The organism is Capnocytophaga sp. G1920 (assembly GCF_051417515.1).
In genome coordinates, this window is record NZ_JBPRKH010000005.1 from 108,164 (window position 1) to 123,414 (window position 15,251).

Consider the following 15,251-nt stretch of genomic DNA (forward strand, 5'->3'; position numbering starts at 1 on the left):
CCAAGCACCTTTTTGTTTTGTTATTTAAAGCGACCGATAGCGTTAATGAAAGAAGCACCTTTTACAGTGAGACCTTTGGTGGCTACATTGGTAGCAGGATCAATTACATAGATAGCAGGGTCACTGTTTTTTACATTTACTGGTAGATAGACTTTACCATTATAGACAGCAAGCTCTACGGGGTTTGACGTCATATTGGCAAAATCAGAGAGAGCTGGCAGTCCGGTTACCCAGTTGAAGGATTTAGCTTCCATATCTACAATAGCAAAGCGGTTTACATCTACTCCATTGAGGGCAGCTTTTGAAGCATCATTAAAGAACTCAAGCAAGAACTTATTACCGGTGATATGCCATACACGACGAAAGATTCCGTTACCGGATACTGCTGAAATATCAAAGAAATAAGAACTATCAAAGTCGGTAGCGCCTTGTTTGATACGCAAAGCACCTGCAGGTTTTGTTGAAGCAACATCGGGGGTTTGAGGAGCTTTTACTTTAGGAGGATTCTTAGCAATTGCTCCTGAGAACACATATACATCGCCATTATCGGCTTTACCCATTTCTAACAAATATTGAGATTTGAAACGACCTGCGCTATAGCTGAGCTTATCGCTTTTATAGCTACGTTTGAGGTTCAAGTCTTTATCGAGTACTCCTACATACACTACATCAGGATTGTGGATTTTACCGGTACTTGAACCTTGAGCTACTTGTACATCTTTGTAATCAGAAACTATCATACCGCTGAAGAACTCACCGTTACCATTGTCTAAGATACCAGCAAACGACACAATTTCTTGAGTAGAAGAGGAGGTGTTCATCTCAGGAAGGAGATTTGCTGTATGGATAGTTTTGGTAAAAGCTTTGGTATAATTGTTGGCATTGCGAAAGTTGAAGGTTGCGCCGTCCTTTTTGCCTTCGTATTCTTGTCCGCCTACTACAGTTATCCAATAATCACTGAAGAAACCGAAAGTAGTGGCACGTTCGGCTACGTCAAAATCAGTAAGGTGTTTTACACCTTGAGCTGTTTTTTCGTAAGAAATACCGATACCAGCTCCTTTAAAGCCATAAGATAGACCTACTGCTGTGTTCTTGTTGAACTGCCAGAAATAGCCATTGGCTTCTTTGAATTGTTCTTGGTTAGCAGAAAGAGGGAGTTCCCCATTTTCTACGTTTTTAGCGACCAATAGATAACGAGTTTTATTTTGATCACCTCCAGCATCGATGAAGAAGTTAGCTTCCTCGGCAGAAGGAGGAGGAACTGGAGTATTATCGTCTTTTTTGCAAGACGTAAGGGCTACGAAGCTAACTAATGAGCCTACAAGTAGCGTTTTTTTGAATGTTTGAAAATTGATATACATATATTTAGAAATTAGTTGTTAGAAATTAGGGGTTAGTAGAATCGGTAGGAGAGTTTGGCATAGAAAGCGCGACCGGCTTTTTGGAGGCTGTAGTTATCGTACAACAATTCATCGGTGATATTTTTGGCTTCTACGGAAAGACTTAACCGTTTGTTAGGAGTGTAGTAGGTAAGACTCACGTCGTGTGAAAGTTGGCGAGGGACTTTAATTTTTGTTCCTTCGCTTTGCCACGAGGTAAAAAACTCTTCGGTGAAAAAGAGATTATAGTTTAGTGATAGTCTGTCGCGTTTAGCAATCAGGCTTTCTATATTACAAGTAGCATCGGCGTTGCCAAATAGATAAGGCATATTGGGCAAACGGTCGTTATAGATAGCAGAAGGGCGACCTGTTTCAGTAAATTCTTCTTTGTTGCGCAAGTTCATATAAGACAAGTTGCCACCTACTGAAAATGCATCTTTATAGAAGAAATAGCGTAGGGTAGCATCGACTCCCATATTGAGTACCTTACCGTGATTTCGGCTTCCTGCGGAGCCTTCATTAGCTCCTGCACTGATAATACTTCTGATGATATAATCTTTGATATAACGATAGGCAAAACCCACTTCTACTAAGAATGAATGCACTTTGAACGCAGGTTGATAAGACAGATTTACATTCAGGTTATTGCTATTTTCGGGTTTGAGCTTATAGTTGCCAATCTCTAAATCGCCATCGCCAAAAAGTTCAGTATCAGTAGGTAGACGGAAGCTTTTTTCATAAGAAAGTTTGGCTTGTAGAGGCTTTAAGAGCTGATAAGTAGTCGCCCCACCATAACCCCAAGCCTGAGTGTGATGAGTTTCCTCTTCATATACCGCGCGACTTCCATATCCAGTAACAATCACTGGACCTGTTACAGCTGTATTGTAATATTTACCGAAAGCTAATATATTCCAACGCTCGGAAGGGGTAAACTTATATGATAATCCAGAGATATTTTTTTCATTGACACGCCTCATAAAATCGGAATCGAGGGTATAGTTGGTAATGAGCATATTTTTGTTACGCCGAATGTAATTACTGAAGGTGTGTGTGAGTTGAAAGGAGTGTTTTTCATTGAGTTGATAGTCTAAGTGTGAAGTAATATATCCTGTTTTACCTTCAAAAATGGTATTCTGAAGTTGCGATTCACCACGAGTAACCATTGGTTCATACTCACCCGTCCAGCTATAACGGCGAGCTTCTTCATCTACATTCTGAGTGGTGGTAAAATCATAACGTCCTGTAAGGAAGAAAGAGAGACCTTTGAGGATATTCTTTTTCTCATATTCTACTGAAGATGAATAGTTATGAGATTTGCGGTACTTACCTCCAAATACTTTTTGCATTAGGTTGGCATTTTGGAGTTGTTTATTCTCTTGACTATAATTGAGTGCAAAAGAAAGTTTATCAGCCCATTTTTCATCGAAGATATTCACGCGACCTATGATAGCCTCGTTGTGATAACGGTCGTGAAAGCGTTTGAACCAACGTTTTTCTTTGGAGTAAGAGCCTGTTTGGAGGTCGAGATATTCAGTAAATACTTTATAGCTGTTATCGGAGTAATTTTGGTAAGCATTGAGTTCTACACTGATGTTATCGGTGAGGAATTGCCCGAGGTTTAAGGTACTTTTATGGGTGTTGAAAGAACCAAAAGTATAGGATAGATTGCCGTAGTTGTATCGGCTTTTGCGCGTTACTACATTTATAGCGCCCCCAAGAGCATCGGCACCAAAAGTAACAGGCACCACACCTTTGTAAATTTCGATACGTTCGATAAGTTCAGCGGGAATATTGTTAATGCGAAAAGAGGCATTAGCTTCGTTCATAGGCACCCCATCGATAAAGATACGCACGTGACGACCGGTAAAGCCATTAAGATTGATTGCTGTCTCTGCCCCAACCCCGCCAGTTTCGCGCATCTTCACCCCCGATACACGAGCAAGCATATCGGCAGCATTGCTGTTGAGATTGCGGAGCTGTTGAGCTTCGATAGCAACCACGTTGTAAGCTGCTTTTTGCACTTGCTTGATAGGTGATTGCCCTGTGAGCACAACCTCACTGAGTTGCGTAACTTCTTCTTCAACAGGTTGAGAGAAGAGTTGAGTTGCACAAAAAGAAGTGAGTAAAAGGATTATATTTTTAGGTGATAAAGACATTAATATTATTTCTGATGAGAAAAAAAGAGGGTGCAAAGATAGTAAATAAAATGGAATGATTCTAAAAAAAATAGGAAATATTTAATGTTAATAATCTCAGAAGTGCTAATAATCAACCTTTATGAAGTTTCAAACTTTGGCAAAGTGTGTATTGTTAAAAGTGATACATTAGGAGTTTTCAGATTTTTAGGAAAATCTCGCAGGGACTAGGGGTTTTCGGAGGAAAGTTTGGAAGAGAGCAGAGAGCTAAGGAGGTTCGGAAGAAAACGGAGAAGTTCGGAAGAGGGTTGAGGGGAATTTTGGTGAAAAAAGGGTGTAAGGAGGGTGGGGTTAGCTTATAGAGAGCTTATAGGAAGCTTATACGAATCTTGGACGATTGGTATAGAAAGGGTATATAAGTAGTTAATAATGAGGAGTTAAGAGTTAAGTAAAAAAGGTAGTTTTGAGGGTAATAAATCGAAAGAAAAAAGAAGAGAAATAGGTGAATTAGTCAATAAAAAAGCGCGATGTTTATTATTTTAAACATCGCGCTTTTCTTATCACTTTGTCAAAATCTAGGGATATTGGTAAAGTGTTTAACAGCTTGTCGTGCTACGACCGACTAACGACTATTCTTGTTGTTACTTCGTCAAAGGCTATTTCTTCACCCTCTGGCAGACTCTCTACAAAAGTGATGCTATCAGTAAGGGTTTCGTTCTTGATATAGGCTTCGTTAGCAGTAACGGCTGCTTGTAGGGCAGGGTGCGCTTGAAGGCGTATTTGTATGCGGTCAGTGATGTCGTAATCGTTGTCCTTGCGGATATTCTGAATGCGGTTCACCAACTCACGAGCGATACCTTCTTGGCGCAGTTCAGGGGTGATGTGAATATCTAAAGCTACCAACAGACTACCAGCGGTGGCTACCAACCAGCCTTCTATATCTTGAGTGCTGATTTCTACATCGTCCAAACTCAAAGTAACCGTTTTGTCGAGCAGTTGCAAGCTGTACGTTTGTACTTTTTCAAACTGTGCTATTTCCTGCTGACCAAATTCTTGTACCGCTGTGGCTATAGCTTTCATATCCTTGCCAAACTTAGGTCCTAAGGTCTTGAAGTTTGGCTTGATTTGTTTTACCAATATACCTGATGCATCTTCCAAGAGTTCTATTTCCTTCACATTCACCTCGTGCTTAATGAGGTTTGCTACCGCTTCTATTTCAGCGCGCTCGGTAGCGTTGGCTATCGGTATCATTATCTTTTGCAATGGCTGACGCACCTTGATGCTTTCTTTCTTGCGCAACGATAGTACTAAGGACGAAATGGTCTGCGCTTTCTGCATCTTGCTTTCAAGAGACTTATCGATGTAGCTTTCATTAGCTACGGGGAAATCGGTGAGGTGTACACTCTCTTTGTTTTCTTTACCGGTAACGCTTACCAAATCTTTGTACAATCTATCGGCATAGAAAGGTGCTACAGGCGCCATCAGTTTGGCGATGGTTACTAAGCAGGTGTAAAGGGTTTGGTAAGCGGCTATCTTATCGGTTTCATATTCTCCTTTCCAGAAACGGCGACGTGAGAGGCGCACATACCAGTTGCTGAGGTTTTCTTGTACAAAATCCGAGATAGCACGCGTAGCACGGGTAGGCTCATAATCGGCATAGAGGGCATCTACTTCTTTGATGAGCGTATTGAGTTCCGAAAGTATCCAGCGGTCTATTTCAGGGCGTTCAGCCAGTGGTATATCGACTTCTGCATAAGTGAAGCTATCGGTATTAGCATAGAGTGCAAAAAATGAATAGGTGTTGTAGAGCGTACCGAAGAATTTACGGCGTACTTCAGCTACCCCTTCCAAGTCGAATTTGAGGTTGTCCCAAGGGTTAGCGTTAGAAATCATATACCAGCGAGTGGCATCGGCGCCATACTCGGCTATGGTAGTGAATGGGTCTACCGCATTGCCCAAGCGTTTCGACATCTTTTGTCCGTTCTTGTCGAGCACCAAACCGTTAGACACTACGTTTTTGTACGCCACGCTGTTGAATACCGAAGTAGCAATCGCGTGAAGTGTATAGAACCAACCGCGTGTTTGGTCTACCCCCTCCGCTATAAAGTCGGCTGGGTAAGCGGTGTGATTATCGATATAGTCTTTGTTTTCAAAAGGATAGTGCCATTGTGCATACGGCATAGACCCTGAGTCGAACCATACGTCGATAAGGTCGGTTTCACGGTGCATAGGTTTGCCTGAAGGCGACACGAGCACTATGTTATCAACGATATTTTTGTGCAAATCAACCTTGTCATAATTGCTTTCGGAGTTATCGCCTACTACAAAATCTTTATAAGGGTCAGCTGTCATTACGCCCGCTGCAATAGCTTTTTGTATTTCGGCTTTTAGTTCTTCTACCGAACCGATGCAGATTTCCTCTTGCTTATCGGTTGTACGCCAGATAGGTAACGGGATCCCCCAATAGCGTGAACGCGAAAGATTCCAGTCGTTAGCATTTTTAAGCCAGTTGCCAAAACGCCCTTCACCGGTAGCCTTAGGTTTCCAGTTGATGGTTTCATTGAGCTCAAACATACGGTCTTTGAAGTCAGTAACCTTTATAAACCACGAGTCGAGCGGGTAGTACAATACAGGTTTATCAGTACGCCAGCAGTGTGGATAGCTGTGTACGTATTTTTCTACTTTGAAAGCTTTGTTTTCTTCTTTGAGGAGAATTGCCAAGCTCACATCCCACGATTTTTCAGGTGCTTCTCCTGCATCGTAATACTCATTTTTAATGTATTTACCTGCAAAAGCCTCAGGAATATTGTGTCCTTCAATAAATTTCCCTTGCAAATCTACTAACGGAATAAAGTTGCCATACGCGTCTTTTACGAGCATTGGAGGCACTCCATATTCTTTAGCTACACGGGCGTCATCAGCACCAAAAGTAGGGGCGATATGCACGATACCTGTACCATCATCGGTGGTAACAAAGTCGCCTGCAATTACGCGGAAAGCTTGGTCAGCATTCTCGGCAGGAGCGCACCAAGGAATGAGTTGCTCATAAGTAGTACCCACGAGGTCTGCGCCTTTGCATTCTCCTAATACTTGGTAAGGAATAGTCTTGCTTTCAGGCGTATAAGCTGCTAAGGCTTCTGCATCGCCCTCTACAAACTTTTTGCCGAATTGTTTTGCCAAAAGCGGTTTGCCAATAATGATAGTAATAGGCTCAAAAGTATATTGATTGAATGTTTTTACGAGTACATACTCAATCTCTTTGCCCACGGCAAGTGCGGTGTTAGAAGGCAATGTCCAAGGAGTGGTTGTCCAAGCAAGGATATGAATAGGTTCTTTTATACTTTCAAAGTGTTTAGCCAACTTTTCTGGGAACTGACGCACTTTAAATTGCGCCACAACGGTAGTATCGCTCACATCGCGGTAACAACCTGGTTGGTTGAGCTCGTGCGACGACAAGCCTGTTCCTGCCTTAGGCGAATAAGGCTGAATGGTATAGCCTTTGTATAACAATCCTTTATTGTAGAGTTGTTTCAAAAGCCACCATACGCTTTCCATATACTTAGGTTTATAGGTGATGTAAGGATCTTCCATATCCACCCAGTAGCCTATTTTCTCGGTAAGGTCATTCCAGATATCGGTATAGCGCATCACGGCTTCTTTGCAAGCCTTGTTATAGTCCTCTACGCTTATTTTTTTGCCTATATCTTCTTTGGTAATGCCGAGTTCTTTCTCTACACCAAGTTCTACGGGCAAGCCGTGGGTATCCCATCCTGCTTTGCGTTTTACTTGAAATCCTTTCTGAGTTTTATAGCGGCAGAAAATATCCTTAATAGAGCGCGCCATCACGTGGTGAATACCAGGTACGCCATTGGCAGATGGCGGTCCTTCAAAAAACACGAACGGAATAGCGCCCTCGCGTGAGGCGATACTCTGCTCAAAGATGTTGGCGGCTTTCCAGAAAGCCAATATTTCTTCTGCTATCTTAGTAAGGTCTAAGTGTTTGTACTCGTTGAATTTCATATAAAACAATAATTAATGATGAATGGTCAATGGTTAATATTGGCGCAAAAGTAGAAAAAAAGTTTCAAAGTACCAAGTTACTCTTCTAATCAGGGTTGTCAGGTACTTTATAGCGACTCTTCACATCCACCAACATCGTCCAAACATCTACGCCTCCTATTTTGGTTTGGTGAATTTGCTCAAAACCGTGTTTTTGGTAGAAAGATACATTTGTTTCGGTATTAGTAACCAAACTAAGTTGGCTACCTCCTTCACGCGCTACTAAAGGCAAAACGGCTTCGTCTAAAAATCTACCTCCTATGTGTTTACCTTGCCACGCGGGACTCACTACAAAACTCTCTAAATACCATCTGTTTTCAGAAGTTTGTTTTTTGGCGTGCTCGCTGCTCTTGTCTAAGAAAGGTAAAAAGTATTGAGTAGGTTTGGCATAACGCCAAAGTGCAAAAGCTCCTGAGCGTAGGTAATCCCAAAGGGTAATACGAGTGCATCGCAACGATTGCATCACTGCGACGGCTATAATTTCGTTGTTTTCTTCGGCTATCAAGCAATAACCCTTACGGATATTACTCATCACTTGTACATAATGCAATTTGTTCAGATAGTCTATATACTTACTATCGGTAGTAAAAAAAGAGTTGAGCACCTCACGATACATATTGTAGTTAGCAAAAGCATCGGTGAGCACAGTGGCTACTTTGCGGGCATCGGCGGGAGAGGCAAGACGGTAGTTCATAAGTGGACGATTTGTAGATGAAAGTACAAAGATACAATATTTTTGTTAATGCACCAATTGTTCTCAGCTCTACCTCTACTATAAAAAACTTTGCCAAAGGCTCTTGTCCTTTGGCAAAGCATATAAAAATAACAGCATCTAATTTCTATGTTCTATTTTCTAACTTCTACTGAAATCTTTCCTTTTAGCGTTTTACTTTTTGCCTCAATAGTAATTTCGCCTGCTTTTTCACCTGCTTGTACCATCATCACTAATTTTCCGTTGAAAAGGTGCATTTTAGGCAAGTGAAATGGGTCGGTGCAAGTAGCATCGCCATTGGCTGCTGCTTTATAAAAGCCTGCTCCTTTCACGCTGAAGGTTACTAAATCATTCACTGTTGGGCATAAATTACCGTCCTTATCTACCGCTTCTACGGTGATGAAAGCGAGGTCTTTACTATTAGGGGTGAGCACTGTTTTGTGTTCACTGCTAAGACGCAAGGCATAAGGCTTACCAGCAGTACGTATTTCTTTTTCGGCTACTGCCTTACCATTGGCATCGTAAGCTACTACTTTCACAGTACCAGGTTCGTATTTAGTATCCATCCACATTAGGCGGTAACGTTTCTGGCGTTCTAAATCTGAAGGATTGCCGTCTTTTTCTTCCTCTTCTAATTTTATAGAGAGGTCTTTAGTGCGTTTGCCTTGACTTTTGCCATTGATAAACAATTCGGCAGAAGGATAATTAGTATAAACGAATATAGGAGTTACTTCACCTTCGCGCCCTTCCCAATTCCAATTAGGGAGGATATGTAAGGTTTCGGCTTCCTTATTCCAATGCGAGCGGTAGAGATAGAAGCGGTCTTTGGGTAGCCCAGCCAAATCTACTGCCCCAAAATAGGAACTATGTGAAGGCCATTCTACATAGTAAGGAGTAGGTTCGCCGAGATAGTCGAAACCTGTCCAGATGAACTCTCCTATGGTATAAGGCAAATCCTCTTGATGTATCCAGTCGTCTTCGGGCAAGTTCGACCAACCGCAGTGTTCTACATCATAAGAAGAAGACTGCATATCGGGGTATTTAGCCATTGATTTGCGCTCTACGGGGAATTTATACACCCCGCGCGAACTCACTGTTGATGCTGTTTCACTACCCAAAATAAGCTGTTGTGGCAACTTGCGGTAAGCTTCTTTGTACTTAAATGGGCGGTAGTTAAAGCCTATTAGCTGCATCGTTGCTGCCATATTGTTTTTAAGCACATCGTGAGGTCTATCCATACCATTGCTCACAGGGCGGGTAGTATCGTATTTTTTGATGATATCTTGCAAATAGCGCGCTACTTGCGAGCCACTTTCTACACTCTGTTCTTCCACCTCATTACCGATGAACCACATCAGCACGCTGGGGTTGTTGCGGTAGTGTTTTACAAGGTTCGTAAGGTCTTTTTCAGCCCAGTCTTTGAAGTACAAGTGATAACCGTTTTCTACTTTGGGGATAGCCCATTCGTCGAAACTCTCTACGGCGAGTAGCATACCCATTTCATCGGCAGCGCGCACATATTCAGGCGCGGGCATATTGTGCGAAGTGCGGATAGCATTCACTCCCATATCCTGCATAATGCGTATTTGTCGACGTATAGCACTCTCATTTACCGCCCCGCCCAGCGGACCTAAATCGTGGTGCATACACACCCCTTGTATTTTGATTTTGCGTCCGTTGAGGTACAGACCATCGTTAGGTTTGAGTTCGATAGAGCGCACCCCAAAGGTAGTGGTCACCTCATCTTTTACAGTATTACCTTCATAGAGTTTGGTAACCGCTTTATAGAGGTACGGCTTGCCGATGTCCCACAAACGGGGATTATCAATATACAATTCTGCTGAAATCTTATCGGTAGTGTAAGGCGTTCCTTTGGTATTGGTATACGCTACTCTTTCACCTCGTTCGTCGAAAATAACAGTCTCTGCTGTGATAGCCGTCTTTTTATCAGCTACAAACTCAGTATTTACTACTACTTTGGCGAAGTTATTTGTTATTTCGGGGGTAGTAATTTGTACGCCCCAAATAGGGATATGCGTTTTGTTTTTAGTGATGATATGCACATTGCGGTACAATCCAGCTCCTGGGTACCAACGCGACATCTGGGTAAGGTTGTTGAGTCGCACTGCCAAAGTGTTGTTATTAGCTTTTACGTAAGGAGTGATATCCAAGAAGAAAGTGTTGTAGCCATTGTGCCATTCACCCGCTTTTTGTCCGTTTACAAACACTTCGGGGTTACTCATCGCCCCGTCGAACTGTACAAACACTTGCTTATCGGACGTAAGTTCAGGCACGTTGAACTGCGTGCGGTACCAGCCTACGCCTACAAAAGGCAAGCCTCCTGTGCGCCCCGTATGCTCAATAGCCGCTTTTTGTCCGTCCTGCTTGATGGCAGTGCGCTGGATATCGTTTTCCATATCAAAAGGACCATAAATAGCCCAATCGTGAGGTACGGTTACGCGTTGCCATTTGGCATCGTTGTAGTTAGTTTGCGAGAACACTGGTTTGTCCTCACGGGTAAATTTCCACCCTTTTTCGAGCGTTTGCTGTTGTTGCGCCCAGCTTGTAGCGACAACGCCTAATAAAAGTAAAAGGTTGATTTTGTTCATTATTATAGGTTATTTCTTATAGTGATTTAATATACTATTTATCTTTATTTGTTCTTTTTGTTTTATATAGTTTTCCATAAAATTCCAATCAGGACTCCCTTTTTCATTAACAGGAAGAAGAATCTTTGTTCTATTTAATCTTCCTAAAGTAGCTCCATTACTACCCCAAGAGAATTTTTGCATTTGTAACTTCAATAAAGGAATTATAAATAAAGCAATATATTTGTTTAGATAAGGATTTCTTAGAATTTGAATATTTTGTCCAGTATAAAAGGGATTTTCTTGATAAAAAACAGTCTGAGTATCCAAGCCGATAGTAATAACATTTCCTTCATCTGCTTGATATATTGCTTTTTGCTTATTTACAAACATTTGGATACCATTATCAATGTTACTACGAGTAATGTATGGGGTATTTCCTTCTATTATGGAAAGTTTTTTTTTGTCTATACCACTTTTTGTAGCTTTGATATCAAAAACCCCATCTTCACCACCTATAAAAAATGATTTCCATTGTTTGTCTTTCAAATTTTGGTCTATAATGGTAATGTTAAGATTTTTATGAGTGTAATATGTGGTTAAAAGCTTTTTAAAAGTAAATTCCTTTTGCTTTATATAATTTTCCATAAAAAGCCAATCTGGGAGAGATTCATTATTTATGGGTAGTAACATTTTTTGTCTCCTTAATATAGAAGTAGATAATTGATAACCATAATGATATTTAAAAGCGAACTTCTTTATTATGGGTATTAAAAATTTTGCTGAATAAGAATTTAAATTGTATCCTTTTGGAGAAATACCATGTATTTTCATATCAAGACTTGAAAGGTTTTTTTGGTAAAATACACTCCCTAAAAAAGAGATACTAATGAAATTTTCAAAAGTTCTAAATTTATTACTTTCTACTCTATTAGTAAAAAGAGCTACTCCATTATTAATATCAGTAGCTGTTATTCTAGGAATATTACCTCCCTGCATTTCTTCTTTATTAAGTAAAGCTCCTGTAAAGATATAAAAAATATCACTTACTTTAAAGGATTTCCACTTTCTATTGTTTAAATTTAACGCTTCTTTCATAGTTTATTTTTTTCTTCAAAAAGATAAGCTCGCCCATGAGTGATCATATTCACTTCAAAAGTAAGGTAATCAGCTATTACTTTTTCAAAATCATCATCTACAGGTAGTTCATCATTGAAATAGTAAAAAGAATGTAACCATTCATCATCAGCCTCAATGGTAGTTTCTACACAGAATTTTGTCTCTGCCTCTTGCCTATCAAACCATACGTCAAGCAAATGCTGTTTTTTGTCTTTTGCCGATTGAGTTGCAATAAGTCCTATATGTTTTTGAACTTCAAAACCATCATTTTCAAAATTAATAAACTTAACTATTTTATTTTTATAGTGAGGTATTCCAGCTGTAAAAATTGCAATACAAGGGTTAGTACCTACCCCATAAAACGTATTTCTATTAAGAGTAATAACTCCTTCTAAAGTATGCTTTTTGAGAATATTTTTTTTAATTTCTTTCTCTTCTTTTGTTTTTCCTGTCACAGCCGATTGAGGAATAATTACAATAGCTTTTCCCTCGATAGTTAAAGAGTCTAATAAATGTTCCGTAAAAGCTATTTCATACAAGGTTGGATTTGTTTTTGAACCTTGTGAATAAGGTGGGTTCATCATTCCTATATTACAACCTTTTAATTGTAGTTGATGAGCATTTTGTTTTAAAAAATCTTCTTGTTCTAAATTACTTTTTCCATCCCCTCGTAAAATCATATTAGTGGTAGCAATAGTAAACATATAAGGTTGCATCTCTAATCCATGTAATTGTTGTTTTTTGATATTAGCCTGTAATTGTACATCTTGAGTTTGTTGCAACATATAGTGCATTGCTGAAATGAGAAAACCCGCCGTACCACAACAGGGATCAAGCACTGTGTCAGTGGATTTCAGTTGAATGAGTTCGCAAAAAAGTTCTGTAATGTGCTTAGGAGTAAGAACAATACCTAAAGATTGGGCATCACCACTTGAATAGGACATAAATTCGCTATAAAATCTTCCTATATAATCTTCAGCTGAAGAAATATATTTCATGTTATGATAAACATTAGAATCTAAAAATTCTGTATAGTGTTTTAAGGGTGTCTTACCTAAAGAGGTATTTATTTCGTTAATGGCTTTAGTGTCCTTAATAATCGTAAATTGGCTTAGCAATTTGTCTTTTTTTACTAATGGGGAAACTCGAGCTCTATCCAAGTTAGTTGCGATAGCATCATATATTTTTTCTCCATCAGTTTTCATACTATCCCCTGTAAGGGTATTAATTGAAAAACTGCCAAATTTTACTTCATTGAGAGCAAGGAGAATACCTGATACAATCAAAGGTTTGTCTTTATCTTGAATACTACCATAATCTCTCAAATCTTTATGTAATACTTTAGCATCTTTAAGAATTTCTTCTGTAGTTTTTTCTTGTGTAGTTTTTTCTTTTACAACACTTTGAATATAATATTCTTCAATGTTTTTTTCATTGAATAATGTAAAAGTTTCCACATCTTCTAATTCTTTATATTCTCCTCGTTCATTTATAAAAATAGGAGTTATTCGATGTCTTTTTTCATCACCTGAAATTCCAAAAGCTAAGATTTTTTTATATGAGGTATTCTTGATAAGATGCAAGCCATAGTGCAAAGCCCCGTTCAAAGCATAGTTAATGGTTCCATTTATATCTTGAGCAATAAGATTATTCTCATTTCGTTTTACATGTAAAGTAGTGTCCTTTTTATCTTCTATTACAAGTAAAAAATCTTTTACTGTAGCAATATATTCAGGACTGCCTTTTTCTCCATTTTTTTTCTTGGAGGCAGTTTTTAGAGCCTTATCTATCTCTAGTATGGAACTTCCTTGTGCTGTAGGTGTAATACCAGCTTCTTTAAGTAAATCATATACCCACAAATCAGTATTTGCTTCTATTTTCTTAGACATTTTCTTATTATTTTTTTTGGCAAAGATAAATCATAAAAACTATTTTTCCTAATTAAATTAATTCCTATTTCTTCACTTTCCGAAGCTTCTTAAAAAACGCTTCTTCCCGCTCGGCTATGGTATATAATTGCTGTGAGAGAGCGTTATACACATCGACTTGGGTGCTACGGTTTTTGTATACGCGGGCTATGGCTACCGCAAAATCACGCCACGCATCGCCTATATCGGTAATTTCTTTGGAGAGCTCTAATAAGGCATCGTTTTTCAGGAGTTTGCCTGCTTCTTGCAAAAAAGCACCGTAGATAAACCTAAATCCAGCACCCCCAGTACCTATCTCTTCCTGCATACGTATCAGCTGAGCAAGGTAATGATTAGTAGTCTTCGCACCTTTCTTGCGGTGCCATTTCAGTATATCCTTGCTGAGTTTCTTAATCCCTGCTACGCCCACTATCGGCACAGGAGCGAGCATTGTACTGCACGTCTGCTTGATACCCTTCCAAATCGCCTTTTCCAACTGAAACTCTTTGGGCAAATGGGTAGGGTAGTAGAGGTGTCCTTTGGGTGCCAATACCCCATTGGCAAAACGCACTTTGCTGAGTTTCTCAGGCGTAAGGGTCGTAGTATAAGGAATCACAGGGTCGCTGATAAGGTACTTGCCGTCTTCTTTGCCATAAACCACTAAGTTGTGAGCGTTAAAATGAAAGCGGTACTCATCGGGAAAATAAGGTAGGTTGAACACCCCCACTTGCAAGCCCGTAGGGATACCCTTGGCAAGATTGTCATCGAGGGCTTGTTGTGCCTTTTCAGCAGAAGAGAATTTTTGGCGTTTCACCTTAAATCCTAAACGTTTGGCTACTTTGCTGAAAATATGTCCCGGCATTGTGCGGTAACTAATAGCAGGTGCTTCGTTCACTCTTATCCAAGGAAAGTAGAAGAACAACAGTCCCGACCCAATCCCAAAGACCATCGGTTCACTCAGTTCCACTCCATTGAAGTGCAACAAGTTAGAAGCTACTCCATTTTCACAGTGCGCCGACTGTTTATGTTCAAAATCTATTGTCATATTCAGTAATAAAGCGCAAAGGTAGCGTATAATTAGCAAATGAGCAAATTTCACAATTTGCGAAAGCGCACAAATGTAAGAAAATTATCAGTGTGAATCAAGGTTTTGAGAAATGATGGTCTCTGATTTACAATTTCATAGTCGTTTTCCCGTCCCCATATTCCCCCTCTTTGAGGTAGCCAGCAATAACTGTGTATGTGCCTCGCGACAGCTGGGTATGTGTAAGGAGGGAGTTTTCTTTTGATTTTCCGTCACACTCCCCCCTAGTGCCTATGGCCTAAGGCCTATTGCCTCTTCCTCTTTCTTT

The 15,251-nt window shown here is 40.0% G+C and carries 8 protein-coding genes; all 8 read right to left on the bottom strand.

Annotated features, from left to right (window positions below; genetic code table 11):
- Positions 1 to 20 precede the first annotated feature (20 nt).
- The 8 genes from ACSQ7D_RS04775 to ACSQ7D_RS04810 all read right to left on the bottom strand — a co-directional run bounded on the left by ACSQ7D_RS04775 (position 21) and on the right by ACSQ7D_RS04810 (position 14,944).
- Positions 21 to 1,361: a DUF4374 domain-containing protein gene (locus ACSQ7D_RS04775; RefSeq protein ID WP_437135548.1), complete on the bottom strand. Its 1,341-nt coding sequence runs from the start codon at positions 1,359 to 1,361 to the stop codon at positions 21 to 23.
- Positions 1,362 to 1,393: 32 nt separating this feature from the next.
- The gene (locus ACSQ7D_RS04780) at positions 1,394 to 3,535 is read right to left on the bottom strand and encodes a TonB-dependent receptor (RefSeq protein WP_437135549.1); all 2,142 of its coding nucleotides are present in this window, start codon (positions 3,533 to 3,535) and stop codon (positions 1,394 to 1,396) included.
- Positions 3,536 to 4,126: 591 nt separating this feature from the next.
- Positions 4,127 to 7,534, bottom strand: a complete 3,408-nt coding sequence (gene ileS, locus ACSQ7D_RS04785) for an isoleucine--tRNA ligase (protein ID WP_437135550.1) — start codon at positions 7,532 to 7,534, stop codon at positions 4,127 to 4,129.
- A gap of 85 nt (positions 7,535 to 7,619) precedes the next feature.
- On the bottom strand, positions 7,620 to 8,267 hold the full coding sequence (locus ACSQ7D_RS04790) for a GNAT family N-acetyltransferase (protein WP_437135551.1): 648 nt from the start codon (positions 8,265 to 8,267) through the stop codon (positions 7,620 to 7,622).
- 152 nt (positions 8,268 to 8,419) lie between these two features.
- Positions 8,420 to 10,894, bottom strand: a complete 2,475-nt coding sequence (locus tag ACSQ7D_RS04795) for a DUF4982 domain-containing protein (protein ID WP_437135552.1) — start codon at positions 10,892 to 10,894, stop codon at positions 8,420 to 8,422.
- Between the two features lie 9 nt (positions 10,895 to 10,903).
- On the bottom strand, positions 10,904 to 11,971 hold the full coding sequence (locus ACSQ7D_RS04800; RefSeq protein ID WP_009418586.1) for a restriction endonuclease subunit S: 1,068 nt from the start codon (positions 11,969 to 11,971) through the stop codon (positions 10,904 to 10,906).
- Entirely contained in the window at positions 11,968 to 13,881 is a 1,914-nt protein-coding gene (locus tag ACSQ7D_RS04805; RefSeq protein ID WP_009418598.1) for an HsdM family class I SAM-dependent methyltransferase, read from the bottom strand. The genes ACSQ7D_RS04800 and ACSQ7D_RS04805 overlap by 4 nt, the downstream gene beginning before the upstream one ends.
- 64 nt (positions 13,882 to 13,945) lie before the next feature.
- Positions 13,946 to 14,944, bottom strand: coding sequence for a BtrH N-terminal domain-containing protein (locus tag ACSQ7D_RS04810; protein WP_437135553.1), 999 nt, complete (start codon positions 14,942 to 14,944; stop codon positions 13,946 to 13,948).
- Positions 14,945 to 15,251: the final 307 nt, after the last annotated feature.